The organism is Streptomyces sp. NPDC002386 (genome assembly GCF_053593175.1).
In genome coordinates this window covers 308,540-332,035 of the sequence record NZ_JBSFBX010000008.1, presented here as the reverse complement: position 1 = coordinate 332,035, position 23,496 = coordinate 308,540, and the positions used below count along the sequence as shown (strand labels likewise).

The 23,496-nt window shown below is 71.5% G+C and carries 20 protein-coding genes; 15 read left to right on the top strand and 5 right to left on the bottom strand.

Annotated features, from left to right (window positions below):
• Positions 1–26: 26 nt before the first annotated feature.
• The 9 genes from ftsW to ACWCPN_RS18750 all read left to right on the top strand — a co-directional run bounded on the left by ftsW (position 27) and on the right by ACWCPN_RS18750 (position 8,601).
• On the top strand, positions 27–1,388 hold the full coding sequence (ftsW, locus tag ACWCPN_RS18790; protein WP_365126638.1) for a putative lipid II flippase FtsW: 1,362 nt from the start codon (positions 27–29) through the stop codon (positions 1,386–1,388).
• Between the two features lie 6 nt (positions 1,389–1,394).
• On the top strand, positions 1,395–2,483 hold the full coding sequence (gene murG, locus ACWCPN_RS18785) for an undecaprenyldiphospho-muramoylpentapeptide beta-N-acetylglucosaminyltransferase (RefSeq protein ID WP_199210209.1): 1,089 nt from the start codon (positions 1,395–1,397) through the stop codon (positions 2,481–2,483).
• Between the two features lie 26 nt (positions 2,484–2,509).
• The gene (locus ACWCPN_RS18780) at positions 2,510–3,304 is read left to right on the top strand and encodes an FtsQ-type POTRA domain-containing protein (protein WP_199210208.1); all 795 of its coding nucleotides are present in this window, start codon (positions 2,510–2,512) and stop codon (positions 3,302–3,304) included.
• 279 nt (positions 3,305–3,583) lie between these two features.
• Positions 3,584–4,795, top strand: a complete 1,212-nt coding sequence (gene ftsZ / locus ACWCPN_RS18775; RefSeq protein ID WP_451207299.1) for a cell division protein FtsZ — start codon at positions 3,584–3,586, stop codon at positions 4,793–4,795.
• The gene (gene pgeF / locus ACWCPN_RS18770) at positions 4,792–5,520 is read left to right on the top strand and encodes a peptidoglycan editing factor PgeF (RefSeq protein WP_451207296.1); all 729 of its coding nucleotides are present in this window, start codon (positions 4,792–4,794) and stop codon (positions 5,518–5,520) included. The genes ftsZ and pgeF overlap by 4 nt, the downstream gene beginning before the upstream one ends.
• 6 nt (positions 5,521–5,526) lie before the next feature.
• The gene (locus ACWCPN_RS18765) at positions 5,527–6,246 is read left to right on the top strand and encodes a YggS family pyridoxal phosphate-dependent enzyme (RefSeq protein ID WP_451207293.1); all 720 of its coding nucleotides are present in this window, start codon (positions 5,527–5,529) and stop codon (positions 6,244–6,246) included.
• 127 nt (positions 6,247–6,373) lie between these two features.
• Entirely contained in the window at positions 6,374–7,015 is a 642-nt protein-coding gene (locus ACWCPN_RS18760) for a cell division protein SepF (protein ID WP_199210204.1), read from the top strand.
• 49 nt (positions 7,016–7,064) lie between these two features.
• On the top strand, positions 7,065–7,352 hold the full coding sequence (locus tag ACWCPN_RS18755) for a YggT family protein (protein WP_143636437.1): 288 nt from the start codon (positions 7,065–7,067) through the stop codon (positions 7,350–7,352).
• Between the two features lie 55 nt (positions 7,353–7,407).
• Complete coding sequence (locus ACWCPN_RS18750; protein WP_365126632.1) at positions 7,408–8,601, top strand: DivIVA domain-containing protein; 1,194 nt, start codon at positions 7,408–7,410, stop codon at positions 8,599–8,601.
• Between the two features lie 238 nt (positions 8,602–8,839).
• Here ACWCPN_RS18750 and ileS read toward each other — a convergent pair whose 3' ends face one another.
• Positions 8,840–11,983, bottom strand: coding sequence for an isoleucine--tRNA ligase (ileS, locus tag ACWCPN_RS18745; protein ID WP_451207288.1), 3,144 nt, complete (start codon positions 11,981–11,983; stop codon positions 8,840–8,842).
• A gap of 1,113 nt (positions 11,984–13,096) precedes the next feature.
• Here ileS and ACWCPN_RS18740 point away from each other — a divergent pair.
• The 5 genes from ACWCPN_RS18740 (at position 13,097) to ACWCPN_RS18720 (ending at position 18,213) form a co-directional block, all read left to right on the top strand.
• Positions 13,097–14,359 (top strand): TraR/DksA family transcriptional regulator, encoded by a 1,263-nt coding sequence (locus tag ACWCPN_RS18740; protein ID WP_451207285.1) that lies wholly within the window; start codon positions 13,097–13,099, stop codon positions 14,357–14,359.
• A gap of 67 nt (positions 14,360–14,426) precedes the next feature.
• Complete coding sequence (gene lspA / locus ACWCPN_RS18735) at positions 14,427–15,062, top strand: signal peptidase II (protein WP_451207282.1); 636 nt, start codon at positions 14,427–14,429, stop codon at positions 15,060–15,062.
• 73 nt (positions 15,063–15,135) lie between these two features.
• Positions 15,136–16,080 carry an RluA family pseudouridine synthase gene (locus ACWCPN_RS18730; protein ID WP_199210201.1) on the top strand — a complete coding sequence of 315 codons (945 nt, stop codon included), beginning with the start codon at positions 15,136–15,138 and terminating at the stop codon, positions 16,078–16,080.
• Positions 16,077–16,544: a GNAT family N-acetyltransferase gene (locus ACWCPN_RS18725; RefSeq protein WP_451207279.1), complete on the top strand. Its 468-nt coding sequence runs from the start codon at positions 16,077–16,079 to the stop codon at positions 16,542–16,544. The genes ACWCPN_RS18730 and ACWCPN_RS18725 overlap by 4 nt, the downstream gene beginning before the upstream one ends.
• An 82-nt stretch (positions 16,545–16,626) precedes the next feature.
• A complete protein-coding gene (locus ACWCPN_RS18720) occupies positions 16,627–18,213 on the top strand; it encodes a Na+/H+ antiporter (RefSeq protein ID WP_451207276.1) in 1,587 nt (528 codons plus the stop codon).
• A 69-nt stretch (positions 18,214–18,282) separates the two neighbouring features.
• Here the strand turns inward: ACWCPN_RS18720 and ACWCPN_RS18715 are convergent, their stop codons facing one another.
• Positions 18,283–19,389 (bottom strand): mechanosensitive ion channel family protein, encoded by a 1,107-nt coding sequence (locus ACWCPN_RS18715; protein WP_451207273.1) that lies wholly within the window; start codon positions 19,387–19,389, stop codon positions 18,283–18,285.
• Positions 19,390–19,493: 104 nt separating this feature from the next.
• Here ACWCPN_RS18715 and ACWCPN_RS18710 point away from each other — a divergent pair, with 104 nt between their 5' ends.
• Positions 19,494–20,063 carry a dienelactone hydrolase family protein gene (locus tag ACWCPN_RS18710; RefSeq protein ID WP_365126620.1) on the top strand — a complete coding sequence of 190 codons (570 nt, stop codon included), beginning with the start codon at positions 19,494–19,496 and terminating at the stop codon, positions 20,061–20,063.
• Positions 20,064–20,078: 15 nt separating this feature from the next.
• Here the strand turns inward: ACWCPN_RS18710 and ACWCPN_RS18705 are convergent, their stop codons facing one another.
• The 3 genes from ACWCPN_RS18705 to ACWCPN_RS18695 all read right to left on the bottom strand — a co-directional run bounded on the left by ACWCPN_RS18705 (position 20,079) and on the right by ACWCPN_RS18695 (position 23,446).
• Positions 20,079–21,749, bottom strand: coding sequence for an alkaline phosphatase D family protein (locus ACWCPN_RS18705; RefSeq protein WP_199210197.1), 1,671 nt, complete (start codon positions 21,747–21,749; stop codon positions 20,079–20,081).
• 102 nt (positions 21,750–21,851) lie between these two features.
• On the bottom strand, positions 21,852–22,673 hold the full coding sequence (locus ACWCPN_RS18700; protein WP_451207271.1) for a thioredoxin domain-containing protein: 822 nt from the start codon (positions 22,671–22,673) through the stop codon (positions 21,852–21,854).
• Positions 22,674–22,753: 80 nt separating this feature from the next.
• A complete protein-coding gene (locus tag ACWCPN_RS18695; RefSeq protein WP_451207268.1) occupies positions 22,754–23,446 on the bottom strand; it encodes a hypothetical protein in 693 nt (230 codons plus the stop codon).
• Positions 23,447–23,496 lie beyond the last annotated feature (50 nt).

Here is a 23,496-nt window from a genome sequence, read left to right as displayed (position 1 = left end):
ACGGTCGACGTTCAGTGGAGGCGCCCATGCCCGGTAGCCGTACCGGCCGCCCGCCCGTCCAGCGGGCCGCCCGGCGCCCGGCGCTCCCCGGACCGCCGCGCGAGAACCCCGTGCAGCGGCTCTACACGCGCGCGCGAAAGGCCTGGGACCGGCCGCTGACCGCGTACTACCTGATCCTCGGCGGCAGTCTGCTGATCACCGTGCTGGGTCTGGTGATGGTCTACTCGGCCTCCCAGATCACCGCGCTGCAGCTTTCGCTCCCGGGCTCGTACTTCTTCCGCAAGCAGTTCCTCGCCGCGGCGATCGGCGGCGCGCTGATGTTCGTCGCCTCCCGCATGCCGGTGAAGCTGCACCGCGCGCTGGCCTATCCGATCCTGGCCGGCGCCGTCTTCCTCATGGTGCTGGTGCAGGTGCCCGGGATAGGGATGGCGGTCAACGGCAACCAGAACTGGATCTCCCTCGGCGGTTCCTTCCAGATCCAGCCCAGCGAGTTCGGCAAGCTCGCCCTGGTGCTGTGGGGCGCGGACCTCATCGCGCGCAAGCAGGAGCGCAAGCTGCTGACCCAGTGGAAGCACATGCTGGTGCCTCTGGTACCGGCCTCCTTCATGCTGCTGGGCCTGATCATGCTCGGCGGCGACATGGGCACCGCGATCATTCTCACAGCTATCCTCTTCGGCCTGCTGTGGCTGGCGGGGGCGCCGACCCGGCTGTTCGCCGGCGTGCTCTCGATCGCCGGCCTGATCGGTGTCGTGCTCATCAAGACCAGCCCCAACCGGATGGCCCGGCTGGCCTGCATCGGCGCCACCGAGCCCAAGTCCGGAGTGGCCGACTGCTGGCAGGCCGTGCACGGGATCTACGCCCTCGCCTCCGGCGGACTGTTCGGCTCGGGCCTCGGCGCGAGTGTGGAGAAATGGGGCCAACTGCCCGAAGCGCACACCGACTTCATCTTCGCCGTCACCGGTGAGGAACTGGGTCTGGCGGGGACGCTGTCGGTGCTCGCCCTGTTCGCGGCTCTAGGCTATGCGGGTATCCGCGTGGCCGGACGCACGGAGGACCCCTTCGTGAGGTACGCCGCGGGAGGCGTGACCACCTGGATCACCGCCCAGGCGGTGATCAACATCGGTGCGGTGCTCGGTCTGCTGCCGATCGCCGGCGTCCCGCTCCCGCTGTTCTCCTACGGAGGGTCCGCCCTGCTGCCGACCATGTTCGCCATCGGGTTGCTGATCGCCTTCGCGCGCGACGACCCCGCTGCGCGGGCGGCGCTTGCGATGCGGCAACCTCGCTTTGGTAGAAAGCGGGCAGGAGGCCCCGGTGCCGAGCGGGGGCCTCGGAGATGGAACACGATGCGACGGCGCGCCTCGGCGGCGCGTCCGTCCGGAGAGCGGTGAATTTCGGTGCATGTCGTACTCGCCGGCGGAGGTACCGCGGGCCACATCGAGCCCGCGCTCGCCCTCGCGGACGCCCTGCGCAGGCAGGACCCGACCGTGGGAATCACGGCCCTGGGCACGGAGCGCGGCCTGGAGACCAGGCTCGTCCCGGAGCGCGGCTACGAGCTGGCGCTGATCCCCGCGGTGCCGCTGCCCCGCAAGCCCACCCCGGAGCTGATCACCGTCCCGGGCCGGCTGCGCGGCACGATCAAGGCCGCCGAGCAGATCCTCGAGCGCACCAAGGCGGACGCCGTGGTCGGCTTCGGCGGCTACGTCGCCCTGCCCGCCTACCTGGCCGCCAAGCGCCTCGGTGTGCCCATCGTGATCCACGAGGCCAACGCCCGCCCGGGCCTGGCCAACAAGATCGGCTCCCGGTATGCCGCCCGGGTCGCCGTCTCCACCCCGGACAGCAAGCTGCGCGACGCCCGCTACATCGGCATCCCGCTGCGCCGCACCATCGCCACCCTGGACCGGGCCGCCGCCCGTCCGGAGGCGCGCGCCCGCTTCGGCCTGGACCCGAACCTGCCCACCCTGCTGGTCTCCGGCGGCTCCCAGGGCGCGCGGCGCCTCAACGAGGTGGTCCAGCAGGTCGCGCCGTGGCTGCAGCAGGCCGGAATCCAGATCCTGCACGCGGTCGGCCCGAAGAACGAACTGCCGCAGGTGCAGCAGATGCCGGGAATGCCGCCCTACATCCCGGTAAGTTACCTGGACCGGATGGACCTCGCGTACGCCGCGGCCGACTTGATGCTCTGCCGCGCGGGCGCGATGACCGTCGCCGAACTCTCCGCCGTCGGACTGCCGGCCGCCTACGTCCCGCTGCCCATCGGCAACGGCGAACAGCGGCTGAACGCCCAGCCGGTGGTGAAGGCGGGCGGCGGACTCCTCGTCGACGACGCGGAACTCACTCCCGAGTGGGTGCAGCAGAACGTCCTGCCCGTGCTCGCGGACCCGCACCGGCTCTACGAGATGTCGCGCGCGGCGGGCGAGTTCGGCCGCAGGGACGCCGACGAGCTGCTCGTCGGCATGGTGTACGAGGCGATCGCCTCACGCCGATAGGACCATATGACGAAGGGGCAGTGAGGGTGGCCGGATCGACTACCGCCGAGCGCGGTGAACGCCAGCAGGAGTCGTCCGGCCCGCCGCCCGCGCGCCGGCTGAGGCGGGCCCGCCTTCGTATGATCGTCATTCTTGCCGTCGCCCTGGTGCTCCTCGGGGCGGGCTCCACCTGGGTGTTGTACGGCTCCTCGTGGCTGCGCGTGCGGCACGTCTCGGTCTCCGGCACGCGGATGCTGACCCCCGCCGACGTACGGGAGGTCGCCTCCGTGCCGGTGGGGGCGCCGCTGGTCTCCGTCGACACGGACGCCGTCGAAGCCCGACTCCGCCGGAAACTGCCCCGAATTGACACCGTTTCGGTCGTTCGCGCCTGGCCCCACGGAATCGGCCTGAAGGTGACCGAGCGGACTCCGGTACTCCTGGTCCGCAAAGCCGGGAACTTCGTCGAAGTCGACCACGAGGGTGTCCGTTTCGCCACCGTTTCCCAGGCGCCGAAAGGCGTTCCGCTGCTGGAACTGACCGCTTCCCGGTCGGACCCGGCCGCCGCGAGCCTCCGGCGCTTCGGCGCCGGCCGTCTGGTGCGCGAGGCGGTGGGGGTGGCCGCGGCCCTCCCGGCCGCCGTCGCGCGGGACACCCGGACCGTCCAAGTCCGGTCCTACGACGACATCTCGGTGGAGCTGGCCGACGGCCGGACGGTCGCCTGGGGCAGCGGTGAGAACGGCCGCGCCAAGGCACGGGCCCTCACGGCACTCATGAAAGCAGCTCCAGGCGCCCGGCACTTCGACGTGAGCGTGCCCACCGCGCCTGCGTCAGCGGGGAGTTGACGGGTATCAGCGCAGGCCAGCACCCTGGTTGGGCACTGCTACGGCTGATCACATAGGGTGAAAAGAAAAACGGGAGGTTCGGCGTGTTCGTTGAACGGGCGCCGCTTGTCGACTTAGTGTCCTGTTCAGAAGACTTCAAGGAACAGACACACTGGTAACCCTAAACTTCAGGGTTAGGGTTCGGGTCGGCGTTACGGACCGTCCCATTCGGCATCCGTCGTCCCGGTGCGGGGAACCGCCCGGCGGCGACAACGTAATTCGAGGCGAGAGGCCTTCGACGTGGCAGCACCGCAGAACTACCTCGCAGTCATCAAGGTCATCGGTGTCGGCGGCGGTGGTGTCAATGCCATCAACCGGATGATCGAGGTCGGTCTCAAGGGCGTCGAGTTCATCGCCATCAACACCGACGCACAGGCGCTGTTGATGAGCGACGCCGACGTGAAGCTCGACGTCGGCCGCGAACTCACCCGCGGACTCGGCGCCGGAGCCAACCCGGCCGTCGGCCGCAAGGCCGCCGAGGACCACCGCGAGGAGATCGAGGAGGTCCTCAAGGGGGCCGACATGGTCTTCGTGACGGCCGGTGAGGGCGGCGGCACCGGTACCGGCGGCGCGCCCGTCGTGGCCAACATCGCGCGCTCGCTGGGCGCGCTCACCATCGGCGTGGTCACGCGCCCGTTCACCTTCGAGGGACGGCGCCGCGCGAACCAGGCCGAGGACGGCATCGCCGAACTGCGCGAAGAGGTCGACACCCTCATCGTCATCCCCAACGACCGGCTGCTGTCCATCTCGGACCGGCAGGTCTCGGTCCTGGACGCCTTCAAGTCGGCCGACCAGGTCCTGCTCTCCGGTGTGCAGGGCATCACCGACCTCATCACCACGCCCGGCCTGATCAACCTGGACTTCGCCGACGTCAAGTCGGTCATGTCCGAGGCCGGTTCGGCCCTGATGGGCATCGGCTCGGCCCGCGGCGACGACCGCGCGGTGGCCGCGGCCGAGATGGCGATCTCCTCGCCGCTGCTGGAGGCATCCATCGACGGCGCCCGCGGCGTGCTGCTCTCCATCTCCGGCGGTTCCGACCTCGGTCTGTTCGAGATCAACGAGGCCGCCCAGCTGGTCAGCGAGGCCGCCCACCCCGAGGCGAACATCATCTTCGGCGCGGTCATCGACGACGCCCTCGGCGACGAGGTGCGCGTCACCGTGATCGCGGCCGGCTTCGACGGCGGTCAGCCGCCGGCCCGCCGGGACAACGTCCTCGGTTCCGCCTCCGCCTCCGGCTCGTCCGCGCCCCGCCGCGAGGAGCCCGCTCCGGCGCGGCAGCCGGAGAGCCGCCCGTCGTTCGGCTCGCTCGGCAGCGTGACGCCGAAGGAGGAGCCGGAGCCCGCGCCCGAGCCGGTCGCCGAGATCCCGGTCAGCCCGTCGGTCCCGCCCGCGCCGCGCACCTACGCGGACAGCGCGGCGGAGGAACTGGACGTACCGGACTTCCTGAAGTGATAGGACAGCGCGAGAGCGTGAGCGGCGCGCACTTCGCCTTCACCGACCGGTGGGGCGGGGTGAGCGCCGCTCCGTATGAGGAGCTCAACCTCGGCGGCGCGGTCGGCGACGACCCCGGATCGGTCCGGGCGAACCGGGAGCTGGCGGCGGAGTCGCTCGGCCTCGGCGCCGACGCCGTCGTCTGGATGAACCAGGTGCACAAGGCCGACGTCGCCGTCGTGGACGCGCCCTGGGGCGGGAAGCCGGTGCCGGAGGTCGACGCGGTCGTCACCGCGCGCCGGGGGCTCGCGCTCGCGGTCCTCACCGCCGACTGCGTGCCGGTGCTGCTGGCCGACCCGGTCGCCGGGGTCGTGGCCGCCGCCCACGCGGGCCGGCCGGGAATGATCAAGGGGGTCGTCCCCGCCGCCGTACGGGCCATGGTCGAACTGGGCGCCGAGGCCGAGCGGATCACCGCCCGCACCGGGCCGGCCGTCTGCGGCCGGTGCTACGAGGTGCCGGAGGAGATGCGCGCGGAAGTGGCCGCGGTCGAGCCGGCGGCGCACGCCGAAACCAGCTGGGGCACTCCGGCGGTGGACGTGAGCGCCGGAGTGCACGCCCAGCTCGAGCGGCTCGGGGTGCGCGACCGCGCGCAGTCCCCGGTGTGCACCCTGGAGTCGGGCGACCATTACTCGTACCGCCGCGACCGCACCACCGGGCGGCTCGCCGGATATGTCTGGCTGGACTGATGGGGCATGACGGACCGTAAGACCGAACTCGCCGCGAACCTGGCGAACGTGGAACAGCGCATCACCGCCGCGTGCGCGGCGGCCGGGCGCGAGCGGGAAGAGGTGACCCTGATCGTGGTCACCAAGACCTACCCGGCGAGCGATGTGCGCATCCTGTCGGAGCTCGGCGTGCGGCACGTCGCCGAGAACCGCGACCAGGACGCCGCGCCGAAGGCGGCCGCATGCGCGGATCTGCCGCTGAAATGGCATTTCGTCGGTCAGTTGCAGACCAATAAGGTCCGTTCCGTGGTCGGTTATGCCGATTTCGTGCAGTCCGTCGACCGGGGCCGGCTCGTCACCGCACTGTCCAAGGAGGCGGGGCGTGCCGGGCGCGAGGTCGGATGCCTCATCCAGGTCGCGCTGGACGCGGGGGAGAGCGCCCGGGGCGAGCGCGGCGGTGTCGCGCCGGGCGGGATCGAGGAGTTGGCCGGCCTCGTGGCCGGATCGCCGGGACTGCGGCTCGACGGTCTGATGACCGTCGCGCCGCTCACCGGGGAGTACGCGGGACGCGAACAGGCGGCGTTCGAACGGCTCATGGATTTGTCGACTGACCTGCGCCGGGCCCATCCGGCTGCAACCATGGTGTCCGCAGGGATGAGTGCGGACCTCGAGCAGGCCGTGGCGGCCGGAGCGACACATGTGCGCGTCGGCACTGCGGTACTCGGAGTCCGCCCCAGGCTCGGGTAACGTCGCCAGGAAGTCGGACCACAGCAGAAAATATGGTCAATGTTCGCGAAAGCGGGCACAAGGGCCACGTGGATCGCGGGCACTTGGCAGTCGCAGTCGATCCACCACAGAGCGGAGGACTCAGAGAATGGCCGGCGCGATGCGCAAGATGGCGGTCTACCTCGGCCTCGTGGAGGACGATGGGTACGACGGCCGCGGATTCGATCCCGACGACGACTTCGAGCCCGAGCTGGACCCGGAACTCGACCGGGACCACCGACGGCACGAGGTGTCACACCAGTCACACGGTGCGCATCAGTCCCAAAGGGACGAAGAGGCGCGAATCGTGCAACAGCCCGCGCCACGCGAGCCGGTGGCCCGTGCGACTTCGCTCGCCGCGGAATCCGGGCGCCCGGCGCGTATCGCGCCCGTGGCATCCATCACACAAGAACGCCAGTCCCTGGAGAAGAACGCACCGGTGATCATGCCCAAGGTCGTGTCCGAGCGGGAGCCTTACCGGATCACCACGCTGCACCCGCGGACCTACAACGAAGCCCGTACCATCGGGGAACACTTCCGTGAGGGCACCCCGGTGATCATGAATCTGACTGAGATGGATGACACAGACGCGAAGCGACTTGTCGACTTTGCGGCCGGTTTGGTGTTTGGTCTTCACGGCAGCATCGAGCGGGTGACGCAGAAGGTGTTCCTGTTGTCTCCTGCTAACGTCGATGTCACGGCGGAGGACAAGGCCCGCATCGCAGAGGGCGGGTTCTTCAACCAGAGCTGAGACGTACCACCGGGAAAAGCAGGGAACAGGGGAGAGGGAAAGCCAGGCCATGAGCGTGTTCGCGCAGGTGATCTACATCGCGCTGATGGTGTTCCTCGTCGTGCTGATCTTCCGGCTGGTCATGGACTATGTCTTCCAGTTCGCCCGCTCGTGGCAACCCGGCAAGGCGATGGTGGTCGTCCTGGAGGCCACCTACACTGTCACCGATCCACCGCTGAAGCTTCTGCGGCGGTTCATTCCGCCGCTGCGTCTCGGGGGCGTGGCGCTCGACCTGTCCTTCTTCGTACTGATGATCATCGTCTGGATCCTCATCTCCGTCGCACAAAGATTTGTGTGATGAGGATGGACGATACGGTCTTGCCGACTGCCGATGACTACGTTGAGGTGAAGAGATGCCGTTGACCCCCGAGGACGTGCGGAACAAGCAGTTCACGACCGTCCGCCTCCGAGAAGGCTATGACGAGGACGAGGTCGATGCCTTCCTCGACGAGGTCGAAGCCGAACTGACGCGCCTGCTCCGCGAGAACGAGGACCTGCGCGCCAAACTGGCCGCGGCCACGCGCGCTGCTGCCCAGAACCAGCAGAACATGCGCAAGCCCCCGGAGCAGGACCAGCAGCAGGGCGGAATGCCCCAGCAGGGCGGAATGCCCCAGCAGGGCGGTATGCCCCAGCAGGGTGGTATGCCCCAGCAGGGCGGTATGCCTCAGCAGGGGATGCGAGGTCCCGGCGCTCCGGTGCCCGCCGGCATATCGGGCCCGCCGCAGCAGATGGGTGGCCCCATGGGTGGTCCGCCTCAGCTGCCGAGCGGCGCCCCGCAGCTGCCCGCCGGTCCCGGCGGTCAGGGCGGCCCGCAGGGTCCCGGCCCGATGGGCCAGGGTCCGATGGGTCAGGGCCCCATGGGTGGTCAGCCGCCCATGCAGCAGCAGATGGGTGGCCCGATGGGCGGCCCCATGGGCGGTCCGATGGGCGGCCCCGGTCAGGGCCCCGGTGGCGACAGCGCCGCCCGAGTCCTCTCGCTGGCCCAGCAGACCGCCGACCAGGCGATCGCCGAGGCCCGTTCCGAGGCCAACAAGATCGTCGGCGAGGCCCGCAGCCGCGCCGAGGGTCTGGAGCGTGACGCCCGTGCCAAGGCCGACGCGCTGGAGCGGGACGCGCAGGAGAAGCACCGCGTCGCGATGGGCTCCCTGGAGTCCGCCCGCGCCACGCTGGAGCGCAAGGTCGAGGACCTGCGCGGCTTCGAGCGCGAGTACCGCACGCGTCTGAAGTCGTACCTCGAGTCCCAGCTGCGTCAGTTGGAGACCCAGGCCGACGACTCCCTGGCGCCGCCGCGCACTCCGGCCACCGCCTCGCTTCCGCCGTCCCCGGCGCCCTCGATGGCCCCGGCCGGCGCGAGCGCTCCGTCCTACGGAGGCAACCAGGGCATGGGCGGCGGGCCGGCTCCGTCCGCCCCGTCCTACGGCGGTCAGCAGCAGATGACCCCGGCGATGACTCAGCCCATGGCTCCGGTCCGTCCGCAGGGTCCGTCCCCGATGGGGCAGGCGCCCTCGCCGATGCGCGGGTTCCTGATCGACGAGGACGACAACTGACGGGCCGCGGACACTAGTACGACAACGGCGTCGGCAGCGTTCAGGGCGGGCCCTCGGACTTCGGTCCGGGGGCCCGCCCTTTTTACGCGTGTTGACGAACCTCGGCCGGTATCGCGAGCGCACCCTCCGCTCCGCCCCGCTGTCCGTCCTCCTGTCCCGCCCCCGCCCCCGCGCCGCTTCGGAACGCCGAAGGCCCGGCCCCCGCAGCGGGGACCGGGCCTTCGTGCTCTGGCGGCGACTACGCCTTGCGGAGCCGGAAGGTGAGGGACAGCCCCTCGTCCGTGAACGGCTCGCCGTACCCGGCGTCGGCCTCGCCCTGGGCGAAGTCGGTCGCCAGGACCTCCTCGGCGATCAGGCCGGCGTGCTCCGAGAGGGCCGCGACGACCGCCGGATCCGTGGAGGTCCAGCGCAGCGCGATGCGGTCGGCGACGTCCAGGCCGCTGTTCTTGCGGGCCTCCTGGATCAGCCGGATCGCGTCACGGGCCAGGCCCGCCTGCCGCAAATCCTCGGTGATCTCCAGGTCGAGCGCCACCGTGGCACCGGAGTCGGAGGCCACCGACCAGCCCTCGCGCGGGGTCTCCGTGATGATCACCTCGTCGGGGGCCAGGGTGACCGTCTCCCCGTCGACGTCCACCGACGCCGTGCCCGCGCGCAGGGCGAGGGACAACGCGGCCGCGTCCGCGTTCGCGATCGCCTTGGCCACGTCCTGCACCCGCTTGCCGAACCGCTTGCCCAGGGCGCGGAAGTTGGCCTTGGCCGTCGTGTCGACCAGCGATCCGCCGACGTCGGAGAGGGACGCCAGCGAGGAGACGTTCAGCTCCTCCGTGATCTGCGCGTGCAGTTCGCGGTCCAGGGCCTCGAAGCCGGTGGCGGCGATCAGCGCGCGGGACAGCGGCTGGCGGGTCTTGACGCCGGACTCCGCGCGCGTGGCGCGGCCCAGCTCCACCAGGCGGCGGACCAGGACCATCTGCTTCGACAACTCCGGGTCGATCGCCGACAGGTCGGCCTCGGGCCAGGTCGCCAGGTGGACCGACTCGGGGGCGCCCGGGCTCACCGGCACCACCAGGTCCTGCCACACCCGCTCGGTGATGAACGGCGTGATCGGCGCCATCAGCTTGGTGACCGTCTCCAGCACCTCGTGCAGCGTGCGCAGCGCCGCCTTGTCGCCCTGCCAGAAACGGCGGCGCGAGCGGCGGACGTACCAGTTCGACAGGTCGTCCACGAACGCGGACAGCAGCTTGCCGGCGCGCTGGGTGTCGTACGCCTCCAGGGACTGCGTCACCTGGTCGGTGAGCGCGTGCAGTTCGGACAGCAGCCAGCGGTCCAGCAGCGGGCGCTCGGCCGGGGCCGGGTCGGCGGCGGACGGCGCCCAGTCGGACGTGCGGGCGTACAGGGCCTGGAAGGCGACCGTGTTCCAGTACGTCAGCAGTGTCTTGCGGACGACCTCCTGGATGGTGCCGTGGCCGACGCGGCGGGCCGCCCACGGGGAGCCGCCGGCCGCCATGAACCAGCGCACCGCGTCGGCGCCGTGCTGGTCCATGAGCGGGATCGGCTGCAGGATGTTGCCCAGGTGCTTGGACATCTTGCGGCCGTCCTCGGCGAGGATGTGGCCCAGGCAGACGACGTTCTCGTACGACGACTGGTCGAACACCAGCGTGCCGACGGCCATCAGCGTGTAGAACCAGCCGCGGGTCTGGTCGATGGCCTCGCAGATGAACTGCGCCGGGTAGCGGGCCTCGAACAGTTCCTTGTTCTTGTACGGGTAGCCCCACTGCGCGAACGGCATCGAGCCCGAGTCGTACCAGGCGTCGATGACCTCCGGCACGCGCGTGGCCGTCCGGCCGCAGTCGTCGTGGCGGCAGACGAAGGTGACGTCGTCGATGTAGGGCCGGTGCGGGTCGAGGTTCGACTGGTCGGTGCCGGTCAGCTCGGTCAGCTCGGTGCGCGAGCCGACGCATGTGAGGTGGCCCTCCTCGCAGCGCCAGATGGGCAGCGGGGTGCCCCAGTAGCGGTTGCGGGACAGCGCCCAGTCGATGTTGTTGTTCAGCCAGTCGCCGTACCGGCCGTGCTTGACCGTGTCCGGGAACCAGTTCGTCTTCTCGTTCTCCTGGAGCAGCCGGTCCTTGATCGCGGTGGTGCGGATGTACCAGGACGGCTGCGCGTAGTACAGCAGCGCGGTGTGGCAGCGCCAGCAGTGCGGGTAGCTGTGCTCGTACGGCAGGTGCCGGAAGAGCAGGCCGCGCTCCTTCAGGTCCTCGGTGAGCTTCTCGTCGGCCTTCTTGAAGAAGACGCCGCCGACGAGCGGCACGTCCTCCTCGAAGGTGCCGTCGGGGCGGACCGGGTTGACCACGGGCAGGCCGTAGGAGCGGCAGACCTTGAGGTCGTCCTCACCGAACGCGGGGGACTGGTGGACCAGACCCGTACCGTCCTCCGTGGTGACGTACTCGGCGTTCACCACGTAGTGCGCGGGCTCCGGGAACTCGACCAGCTCGAAGGGGCGCCGGTACGTCCAGCGCTCCATCTCGGCGCCCGTGAAGGACTGCCCGGTGGTCTCCCAGCCCTCGCCGAGCGCCTTCGCGACGAGCGGCTCGGCGACGACGATCTTCTCCTGGCCGTCGGTGGCGACGACGTAGGTGACCTCGGGGTGTGCCGCGACCGCGGTGTTGGACACCAGGGTCCAGGGGGTCGTCGTCCACACCAGGAGCGCGGCCTCGCCGGCCAGCGGACCGGAGGTGAGCGGGAAGCGGACGTACACGGACGGGTCCACGACCGTCTCGTAGCCCTGGGCCAGCTCGTGGTCGGACAGGCCGGTGCCGCAGCGCGGGCACCAGGGGGCGACCCGGTGGTCCTGCACCAGCAGGCCCTTGTCGAAGATCTCCTTCAGCGACCACCACACGGACTCGATGTACTCGGGGTCCATGGTGCGGTACGGGTCCTGGAGGTCGGCCCAGTAACCCATGCGGGTCGTGAGCTCCTCGAAGGCGTCCGTGTGCCGGGTCACCGACTCGCGGCACTTGGCGTTGAACTCGGCGATGCCGTACGCCTCGATGTCCTGCTTGCCGGAGAAGCCGAGCTCCTTCTCGACGGCGAGCTCCACCGGGAGTCCGTGGCAGTCCCAGCCGGCCTTGCGGGCCACGTGGTAGCCGCGCATGGTGCGGAAGCGCGGGAAGACGTCCTTGAAGACGCGGGCCTCGATGTGGTGGGCGCCGGGCATGCCGTTCGCGGTGGGCGGGCCCTCGTAGAACACCCATTCCGGGCGTCCCTCGGACTGCTCCAGGCTCTTGGCGAAGATCTTCTGCTCGCGCCAGAAGTCGAGCACGGCGTGCTCAAGCGCGGGCAGGTCGACCTGGGCGGGCACCTGGCGGTACGTCGGCGCTGTCATCTGCGAGCATCCTCCAACGGACTTGCTGCCTTCCGTCGGAGGGACGAGAGCTCCTTGTCCACGCCGTGTGCGGCGCGCTCCCGCGGTACCACCCTCCTTGGCCCTCCGCCGCGCCGTCCGCGCCGTGAGCCCCCTCATTGGGGTCGCGAAGCCGGTTCTACTCGCCGTGGCGGCTGCCACGGCTTTCTTCCGGCGGCTCCGGGGTGATCTTCGCGTCGCGCTCGCCCCCGGGCTCACACCGTCCCCGGGTCGCTCTGCGCTGCGTACGCCGCTACTCGTCCCCATCCATGCTTCTCGCTCCGCCCAGTGTACGGCGCCGCGCGGACAGCGGCCGACCGCTTTTCCCGTGCGCGTGCGGGGCGAGCGGGGGAGCGGGCGGGATGACCCGAATGGCGAGGGGGGCGGCGCTCGCGCCGTGGCGCGCTCCACCTCGCGGATTACCCGGCGGAGAGCTGGGCACAACGGTTGCAGGTCCGCTGCTCGGGGGATGCGGGCGGGCGAATCGGGCGGTGTGCCCCGTTGCCGCGGGACTCAAGTCGATTTATCGTCCCAGCACGATTCGCGAGCAAGATCACAATATGTGAAGGGGCCGCGGCCATGGTGGCGAAGAAGACCGCCGTACAGCAGCCGGCGTCCGGCCGCTCCAGTGGTGCGGCCGCTTCCGGCGGCGGAGCCGAGGGAGCCGGCGGCAGGAAGACCTCGCGGGCGGATGCCGTCCAGGCCGGGCGGGCGGGGCCGGTGAAAACGGCCCGGGCCCCGGCGGCCGGCGCGAAGAGGCCCCACCACGCGACGACCGCGGGGAAGCCCGCGTCCACGGAGCAGGGCGGTGGACCCGCTCCTGCCGGCGGCGGGGCGGCCCACGGCGCGTCCGGCGGGAAGCGGGCGCCGGCCGGGAAGGCCGCGGCAGGGAGCACGTCGGCTCGGAGGGCAACGGCCCGGGAGACGTCGGCGGCGAGGGCTGCGGCCGGGGTGGCACCGGCCGGGAGGACGTCGGGGAAGGCGCCGGCCGGGAAGGCGACCGCGAGGCCGGCGGCGGCCAAGGGCACCACCGGCGAGGACGGCGCCGCGAAGACGCCGGGGGCTGTCGAGGAACATGCCTCCCCGGAGAGGGCCGTGAAGGAGGCAGCCGCCCCGAAGAAGGCTGCGGTCAGGAGGCCGGCCGGGGCTGCGAAGAAGGCGGCCGTGGACGAGACGGACGCCATGACGGCGACCGCGAAGGAGACCGGTTCCGAGGGCACGCGCGCGGAGCGGCCGTCCCGATCGGCGGCCCCGGCCGCGGAAACGGACGGCAAGAAGCCGGCCCGGAAGCACGCGACGGCCGAGGGGACGGCGACGGCTGCGGCGGACGCGGCTGGTGAGGAGGCCGTCCGGAGGCAAGCGGCCGGCGGGAAGCCCGCCCGGAAGCGCGCGGTGGTCGGGGGGACGGCCTCGCAGGGCACTGCTCACGGCGCGGAAGTGGCCGGTGAGGAGGCCGTCCGGGAGCGCACGGCCGGTGGGAGGCCTGCCCGGAAGCACGCGGCGGTCGAGGCGACGGCCTCCAGGGACACGGCCGTGGCCGGTGAGGAGGCCGCCGCGACGGCCGCGGCCGGTGGGGAGGCGGACCGGAAGCACGCCGGAAGCAAGGGCAAGGCTTCGAAGGAGGCGGCCGCGAAGAAGACGGCCGCCGGGCGAGTGGTCGGAAAGGGCCCGGGAGGGAAGGGATCTGCCGTCGAGGGCACGGCAGGGAGGACGGGTGCCGGGAGAGCGGCCGCGCACCCGGTGGCCGCCCGAAGGACGGGCGGTGAAGAGGCCGTCACCGAGCGGACGGCCACCGAGGGCCCCTCCTCGGAGGCGGCCGGCAAGAGCACGGCCAAGAAGGCGGGCGCGGCGCGGGCCGCGAAGCAGACGGGAGCCACGACAGTGGTTGCGAAGAAGACTCCTGGCACGGCCGCGGCGAAGCAGAGCGCCGTTCCCAAGGCGCGGCTCGCCGCGGCGGAACCCGGCGATCTCGCGGTACGCCCCGGCGAGGACCCCTGGACCCCCGAGGAGGTCGCCGACGCCCGCACCGAGCTGTCGTCCGAGGTGGACCGGCTGCGTACCGAGATCAGCACGTCCGAGAGCGCCCTCGTCGGCCTGATGCGCGACTCCGGCGACGGCGCCGGCGACGACCAGGCCGACACCGGCACCAAGAACATCACGCGCGAGCACGAGATGGCGCTGGCCGCCAACGCGCGCGAGATGCTGACCCAGAACGAGCACGCCCTGGAACGGCTGGACGCGGGCACCTACGGACTGTGCGAGAACTGCGGCAATCCCATCGGCAAGGCGCGCATGCAGGCGTTCCCGAGGGCCACCCTCTGCGTCGAGTGCAAGCAGAAACAGGAACGCCGCTCCTGAGCGCCGGGGCCGGGCGGGGCGTGCCGTACTCTCGTCCTCAGTCAGGCACCTAGGTTGAGGGACTCACGTGGCAGAGGCGGAGCGCATCATCGGTACGCCGGACACCCCGGACGACAGCGACGAGCAGACGGCGGCGGCCGAAGCACCCGCCGGGTCCGGTCCGTCCGGTGCGCCCGGGACCGGCGGGCAGACGGCGCCGGCGCGGGAGCGCGGCGGACGCGGGCGCCGGATCGCCGTGCTGTTCGCGGTGGCCGTGTTCGCGTACGCCCTCGACCTGATCAGCAAGATGCTGGTGGTGGCGAAGCTGGAGCACCACGCGCCGATCCAGGTGGTCGGGGACTGGCTGGAGCTGCACGCCATCCGCAACCCGGGCGCCGCCTTCGGCTTCGGAGCCGCCTTCACGATCATCTTCACGCTGATCGCGGCCGCGGTGATCGTGGTGATCGTCCGTCTCGCCCGCAAGCTCTACAGCCTGCCCTGGGCGATCGCGCTCGGCCTGCTGCTCGGCGGCGCGCTCGGCAACCTCACCGACCGCGTCTTCCGGGCCCCCGGCGTCTTCCAGGGCGAGGTGGTCGACTTCATCGCGCCCAAGGGCTTCGCGGTGTTCAACCTGGCCGACTCGGCGATCGTGTGCGGCGGCATCCTGATCGTGCTGCTGTCCTTCCGCGGCCTCGACCCGGACGGCACCGTCCACAAGGACTGAGCCAGGCCCCCGTGCGGGCCCGTTGTCCACAGGCTCGTTCGGGGCGGCCCGAGCCGTCCGGCATACTCGACGGGTGAGCACGATTCCCGAGATCCGTACCCTGCCCGTGCCCGACGGCCTGGAGGGCGAGCGCGTCGACGCCGCCATCTCCCGCATGTTCGGCTTCTCCCGTACGAAGGCGGCGGAACTCGCCGCGGCAGGCAAGGTGCAGGTCGACGGCACGGTGGTCGGCAAGTCCGAGCGGGTGCGCGGCGGCGCCTGGCTCGAGGTCGAGATGCCGCAGGCGCCCGCCCCCGTGCAGGTCGTCGCCGAGCCGGTCGAGGGCATGGAGATCGTGCACGACGACGACGACGTGGTCGTGATCGTCAAGCCGGTCGGTGTGGCCGCGCACCCCTCGCCGGGCTGGAGCGGCCCGACCGTCATCGGCGGCCTCGCCGCCGCCGGCTACCGGATCTCCACCTCCGGCGCCGCCGAGCGCCAGGGCATCGTGCACCGCCTGGACGTGGGCACGTCCGGCCTGATGGTGGTCGCGAAGTCCGAGTACGCGTACACGTCGCTCAAGCGCCAGTTCAAGGAGCGCACGGTCGACAAGCGCTACCACACCCTCGTGCAGGGCCACCCGGACCCGACCAGCGGCACGATCGACGCCCCGATCGGCCGCCACCCCCACCACGACTACAAGTGGGCGGTGACGGCCGAGGGCAAGCCCTCCGTGACCCACTACGACCTCATCGAGGCCTTCCGCGCCGCCTCCCTGCTCGACGTGAAGCTGGAGACCGGCCGCACCCACCAGATCCGCGTCCACATGTCCGCCCACCGCCACCCCTGCGTCGGTGACCTGACCTACGGCGCCGACCCGACCCTCGCCAAGCGGCTGGGTCTGACCCGCCAGTGGCTGCACGCCGTGCGGCTCGGCTTCGAGCACCCCGGTGACGGGCAGTGGGTGGAGTTCGGCTGCGAGTACCCCGAGGATCTGCGGCAGGCCCTCGACCAGGTCCGCGAGGAGACCTACGCGTGAGCACGCCGTACACCGTCCGCGTCGCCGAGGACCCCGCCGACCGGGAGGCCTGCTTCGCGGTGCGCAAGGAGGTGTTCGTCGTCGAGCAGGGCGTCGCCCAGGACATCGAGTACGACGCCTACGACGCCGTAGCCGTCCACGTCCTCGCGGTCCGCGAGGACGGCGTGCCGCTCGGCACCGGACGACTGCTGCACGGCGAGGCCGCCGCCGCGAAGACCGGCGGGGACGCCTCGGTGGGTTCCCTCGGCCGGCTCGCCGTCGCCCGCTCGGCACGCGGTCTCGGCGTCGGCGCCGCCCTGGTGCGGGCCGTCGAGGAGGCGGCACGCGCGCGCGGCCTGGCCGCGGTGGACCTGCACGCCCAGACCCACGCCCTCGGTTTCTACGAACGTCTCGGGTACGAGGCGTACGGCCCGGAGTTCCCGGACGCGGGGATCCCGCACCGGGCCATGCGGCGCGTCCTGTAGACCCGCCGGGACGGCCGCCGCGCGGGCGCCGTGGCAGGCTGGAGGCCTGCCCGTGTGATCGTCGACTCCCGGAGCGCTGGCCGTGGATCAGTTGGCCCTGTTGTTCGTGGTGCTGCTCGGGGCCCTGCTGAGCGTTCCCGTCGGGAACCGGTTCGGGGTGCCGGCGCCGGTGCTGATGACCCTGCTCGGCGGGGTCCTGGCGGTGGCGGACTTCGTGCCCAACGTGGAGTTCCCGCCCGAGCTGATCCTGCCCGCCCTGCTGCCGCCGCTGCTCTACGCCGCCGTACGCCGGACCTCCTGGCGGCAGTTCGCGGCGAACAAGCGGCCGATCTTCCTGCTGGCCGTCGCCCTGGTCTTCGTGACGACGTTCTGCGTGGCCGCCGTCGCCCACACCATCGTGCCCGGGCTGCCCGTCGCCGCGGCCGTGGTGCTGGGCGCGCTGATCGCCCCGCCCGACCCGGTCGCCGCCACCGCCGTCGCCGGACAGCTCGGGCTGCCGCGCCGGCTGGTGTCGATCCTGGAGGGCGAGGGGCTCTTCAACGACGTGACGGCCATCGTGCTGTACCACGTGGCCGTCGCGGCCGCCGTGAGCGGGGAGTTCTCCCCCTGGGACGCGGGGCTCGACCTGATCCTGTCCGCCGTCGTCGCGGTCGCCGTCGGGCTGGCGCTGGGCTGGGCCGCGAACAGGCTGATGAACCTGCTCGGCGATCCCACGCTGCAGATCGGGCTGACCCTGCTGGTGCCCTTCGCCTCCTACGTGCTCGCCGAGGAACTGCACGGTTCCGGGGTGCTCGCCGTGCTCACCACCGCGCTCTTCCTCTCCGAGTACGCCACCGACGCCGACGACGTGATGACCCGGCTCGCCGGGCACACCTTCTGGGACATCATCGACACGCTGGTCACCGGTGTCGCCTTCGGGCTGATCGGGCTGGAACTGCACAACGCCATCCGGACGGCGTCCGGGCGGTGGGGCGAACTGCTCGGCTGGGCGGCGGCGATCACGGCCGTGGTGGTGGTCGTACGGCTGCTGTGGCTGCTGCCCGCCACCTGGCTGACCAAGCGGCTGCACGCCCGGCGGGACATCGAGGAGGAGATCCCCGTGAGCTGGCGGGAGACCGTCGTGATGTGGTGGTCCGGGATGCGCGGGGTGGCCTCGGTGGCGCTGGTGCTGGCCATCCCGCTCGAGACGGACGCCGGTGCGCCGTTCCCCGACCGGGACGAGCTCGTGTTCATCGCCTTCGGAGTGATCATCGTCACGCTGGTACTGCAGGGCCTGACGCTGCCGTGGCTGGTGCGGCGGCTGCGGGTGCAGGCGGACGCGGAGCGGGAGAAGGACTTCGAGAAGGAGCTGGCGGTGCGGGCCGCCAAGGCCGCCAAGCGCAGGCTGCGGGAGATCGAGCAGGTCGAGGAGCTGCCCGAGGAGCTGTCGGAGCAGATGCTGCGGCGGGCCTTCGACATCGGGATCCGGATCAGTCCGGACATGGGCGAGGAGGAGCGCCGGGAGGCGCAGCACCAGCGGGCGCGGCGGCTGAAGCGGGTCAGGCGGATCCAGGGCGAGATGCTGAGCGCCGCGCGGCACGAGGTGCTGGCGGCCCGCAGCGAGCCCGGCTCCGATCCGGAGATCGTCGACCGGGTGCTGCGCCATCTCGACGTGCGCAGCCTGCGCTGAACCCGGTCGGGCCGGCGCACCCGGGGACGCGTGCGCCGGCCCTCGGCGACCGCGTCCCCGGGCGCTGGGTCAGCCGCGGCCGGTGCGCGGGAACTCGTACGCCTTGCGGAGCGTCGCGCGGTCGGGCGACGGAATGCGGTTCGGGGCGAGGACCGCGTCCGAGGTGTTGACCCGGGGAAGCGCGTACGGGTGCTCGGCGGACAGCCAGGTGATCATCTCCTCGCGCACGGCGACCCGTACCGTCCAGATGTCGTCCGCGTCCTTGGCGGTCACCAGGGCGCGCACCTGGATGGTGTTCGCCGTGGTGTCCGTCACCACGAGGTTGTAGGCACGGCCGTCCCAGGCCGGGCACTGGCGCAGGATGTCGCGGAGCTTTTCGCGCATCGCCTCTATGGGCGCGCTGTGGTCCAGGTGCCAGTAGACGATGCCCGTCATCTGCGGGGTGCCCCGCGACCAGTTCTCGAACGGCTTGGAGGTGAAGTACGACACGGGCATGGTGATCCGGCGCTCGTCCCAGGTCCGCACCGTCAGGAAGGTGAGGGTGATCTCCTCGACCGTGCCCCACTCCTCGTCCACGACGACCGTGTCGCCGATGCGCACCATGTCGCCGAAGGCGATCTGCAGCCCCGCGAACATGTTGGACAGGGTCGACTGGGCGGCGACACCGGCGACGATGCCGAGGATGCCGGCGGAGGCCAGCAGCGAGGCACCGGCCGCGCGCATCGCCGGGAAGGTCAGCAGCATCGAGGCGGCGGCCACGACGATGACGATCGCCGAGACCACCCGCATGATCAGTTCCACCTGGGTGCGCACCCGGCGCACCCGGGCCGCGTCCCGGTGGGCGCGTGCGTAGCGGCTGTACGAGGTCTCCACGATCGCCGCGGCGATCCGGATCACCAGCCAGGCGGCGGACCCGATGAGGACCAGCGTCAGCGCGCGGCCGAGGCCCGCCTGATGCTGCTCCAGCAGTTCGGCCTGGTCGTAGGAGCCTCTGAGCATGGCGGCGCAGAGGACTAGCTGGTAGGGAATGCGGCCGCGCCGCAGCAGCTCCCACAGCGGGGTCTCGGAATTGCGGGCGTCGGCCTTGCGCAGCAGCCGGTCGGTGGCCCAGCCGATGGCCAGGGTGAGCACGACGGAGCTGCCGATGACGATCAGAGGGCGGAGTACGTTCTCCATCCTCCGCTCCTAACCGTTGGCCGCCGGGGATGAACATGTGAGTTCGGCGCGTATCCGGGTACGGCGGTTCGGGCCCCGCCCCGCCCGGCTGGCACCATGGCCCCATGAACATCATGCTCTTTCACTCGACCTACGGGCTCAGGCCGGCGGTGCGCGACGCCGCGGACCGGCTGCGCGCGGCGGGCCACGAGGTGTGGACGCCGGACCTCTTCGAGGGGCGCACGTTCGAGACGGTCGAGGAGGGCATGGAGTTCAAGGAGCGGATCGGCAAGGAGGAGCTGCTGAAGCGGGCCGTGCTGGCCGCGGCGCCGTACTCCGAGCGCGGTCTCGTGTACGCCGGGTTCTCGCTCGGCGCGTCCGTCGCCCAGACGCTGGCCCTCGGCGACGAGCGGGCCCGCGGCCTGCTGCTCCTGCACGGCACGTCGGACATCGCGCCGAACGCGCGGGTGGACGAGCTGCCGGTGCAGCTGCACGTGGCCGAGCCGGACCCGTTCGAGACGGACGACTGGCTGAGCGCCTGGTACCTGCAGATGGGCCGGGCGGGCGCGGACGTGGAGGTCTACCGGTACGCCGGGGCCGGTCACGTCTACACCGACCCCGGTCTGCCGGACTACGACGAGGAGGCCGCCGAGGCCACCTGGCGGGTGGCGCTCGGCTTCCTCGACAGTCTGTAGCCGCGGAGCGGACGGCTACACCGGGTCGTACGTGCGCTCGACCTTCTGCGTGCCGCTGCGGGTGCGGTACGAACGCACCCAGGCGGAGGTCGCGTTCGCGTCGGTGCGGTCGGACAGCACGTAGTAGTCCATCTGCGCGCGGTCGGTGGTGATGTCCAGCACGCCGTAGCCGTGCCGGTCGGTGTCCACCCAGTGGACGTGCCGGTTGGCGGCCCGGATGACGGGCGAGGCGACGGCCGAGACGGTGCCCTCGGGGACCTTCACGATGTCGTCGAGGTTGTCGGAGGTGACCGACGTGACCACGAACTCGGTGGCCGCCGACGCCGACAGCGGGTAGGTGCCCGCGTCCACCGGCACGTCGTTGGCCCACGCCATGTGGATGTCACCGGTCAGGAAGACGGTGTTGCCGATGGCGTTCGACCGCAGGTGGGCGAGGAGTTCGCGCCGGTCGTCGGTGTAGCCGTCCCACTGGTCGGTGTTGACGGCGATGCCCTCCTGCGGCAGGCCCAGCAGCTTGGCGAGCGGCTTGAGCAGGTCCGCGGAGAGGGAGCCGACGGCGAACGGCGAGATCATCACGGAGTTGCCGACCAGCCGCCACCTGGTGTCGGAGGCCTTCAGGCCCGCCTTGAGCCAGTCGAGCTGCGCGCGGCCGGTGAGCGTGCGGTCCGGGTCGTCCACCGAACCGCTGGCCGTGGCGGCCTGCTGGGAGCGGAAGGAACGCAGGTCCAGCAGGGAGAGGTCGGCGAGCTTGCCGAAGCGCAGCCGCCGGTAGGTGGTGCCCGCGATCGCGGGGCGGACCGGCATCCACTCGAAGTAGGCCTGCTTGGCGGCGGCCTGACGGTCCGACCAGGCGCCCTCGGCGCCCTCGGTGTGGTTGACGGCGCCGCCGGACCAGGCGTTGTCGGCGAACTCGTGGTCGTCCCAGATCGCGATGACCGGCGCCTTCACGTGCAGCGCCTGCAGGTCGGGGTCGGTCTTGTACCTGGCGTGCCGGATCCGGTAGTCGGCGAGGGTGAGGATCTCGTTCGCCGGCGCGTGCGGCCGTACGACCTTGCCCCGGGCCGCGTACTCGCCGGACTTGTACTCGTAGATGTAGTCGCCGAGGTGCAGCCAGGCATCCAGGTCACCGCGGGCCGCGAGGTGGCGGTAGGCGGCGAAGTAACCGGCCTCCCAGTTGGCGCAGGAGACCACGCCGAAGCGCAGGGACGGCACGGCGGCGTCCGCCGCCGGCGCGGTGCGGGTGCGCGCCACCGGGGAGTCGGTGCCTCCGGAGGAGAAGCGGAACCAGTAGTCGGTGGCCGGGGCGAGGCCGCGGATGTCGGCCTTGACGGTGTGGTCGCTCGCGGCCCTGGCGGTGGTCGAGCCCTTGGCGACGACGTCGGTGAGCGCCCTGTCCCGGGCGACGACCCAGCCGACCTCGGTGTCCGGGCCGATCCCGGAACCGGGTATCGCCTCGGGCACCGGTGTCACCCGGGTCCACAGCAGGATGCCGTCGGGCAGCGGGTCACCGGAGGCGACGCCGTGCAGGAAGGCGGGGGCCTGGTCGGCCGCGCGAGCCGGAAGGGTGGCGGCGAGCGGGCCGGCCAGCACAGCCGTCGCCGCCGCGGCCTTGACGACCGTACGGCGGCGGGGCGAGAGGGAGTTGAGGCCTTGGTGTGCCTCGGATGATCTGTATCGACTGGTCACGACCGATCAGGTTACTGATCGGTATGCGCGAGAGCGGGCGAACTCGAAAAGTTCGCCCGCTCTTCACGCGGTGCTCCGTTCCTGACGGAGGGTCGGTGAGGGTCAGCCCTTGAGGGCCGCGTCCAGCACCCGGTTGTAGTCGGCCACGGTCATGGGCGGGTTGCCCTGGCTGTCGGCGGTGAGCTTCTTGCCGTCCATGACGAAGCTCGGCGTGCCGGACACGCCGTCCTTGTTGGCGTCGAAGGACTTGGACATCGCCATCGCCCAGGCGTCGTACGTGCCCTTCTTGACCGCGTTCTGGAACTTGGCGTTGTTCTTGAGCGCGGGGACGGTGTCGGCGATCTTGATGAGGTAGTCGTCGCTCTTGAACTTGTCCGTCTGCTCGTCCGGGTGGAACTTCGCCGAGTAGAGCGCGCCCTTGTACTCGAGGAACGCCTCCGGGCCGACGTTGAGCGCGGCGCCGAGCGCGCTCAACGCGTTCTTGGAGCCCACGCCGTTGTCGTGGGCGTCGATGAACGTGGCGCCCACGAACTGGATCTTGTACTTGCCGCCGTCGATGTCCTTCTTCACCGTCGAGCCGACCGTCTGCTCGAACTGGGCGCACACCGGGCAGCGCGGGTCCTCGTAGACCTTCAGGGTCTTCTTGGCGGTGTCCTTGCCGATGACGACCGTGGTGCCCTTGGTGCCGGTGACGTTGGCCGGGGTGACGACGCTGGAGGCGTCCTTCAGCCCTTCCCAGTAGCCGGGCTTGCTGGCCTGGACGACGGCGTAGCCGATGCCGCCCGCCGCGGCCAGCACGGCCACGACCGAGCCGGCCACGATGATCTGCCGCCTGGCCTTGTCGCGCTTGGCCTGCCGCTCGCGCTCCTGGCGCAGCCGCTCCCGGGCCGCCGTCTTCGCCGACTGGCTGTTCCGCTTGCTCATAGTGTTGATCTCCATGTGGGACGCGCACACGTCGTACGCGGGATACGTGTGGGGGACTGGTCGTGCTCAGCGGTCGCCGCTCAGAGGAGGGCGAGAGCGCGGGAGCTCGGCGGTCCACGCCGTCCCAGGGAGTGCACGAGGAGCCGGTCCGGGGCGACGGCCGGCCAGGGGGCCGGGCGCGGCAGCCCGCGGACCGGCAGCGGCCGCACGGTGCCCGCTGCCGCCGCCAGCAGCAGCGGCCGGAAGGTGGTGGCGCCGACCGCGCCCAGCAGCTGGGCCAGGGCCCGCTCGCCCCGGCGCAGCCAGGCGGCGGCCAGCAGCCCCACGCCGAGGTGCGCGGCGAGCAGCAGCCAGGCGGCGGCCGGGCCGGCGTCCGCGAACGGGACCACGGCACCGCGGCCGGGCGCGCCGGTCACCTGGGCCAGCGGCGTGCCGACGCTGCCGCCCCGGCACAGCACGTCGAAGCCGAACGCGTGCAGGGGACCCGCGACCGGGCCGCCCGCCCTGCCGTAGCAGGACTGCTGGCCGGTGGTGAACACGGTGTCGGCGGCCAGCTCCAGCGGGACCAGCAGGGCCGCGATCCGGCCGAAGCCGCGCTCGCGGCCCGCCAGCGCGTACGCGGTGACGAACACCGCGGTGGCGACCGCGGTCACGGTCGCCCCCGGCAGCGGGGCCCTGGACAGCAGAACGTGCGACGCGGTGCTGAGCGTCACGACCACTGCCGTGAACAGCGCCGCGCGCACGGCTCTGAGCTGGGTCCCGGAGATGTCCATGGTGACTACAGAGTGTGTCACGGACGCCGGTAAGGGACTCCTAAAGGATG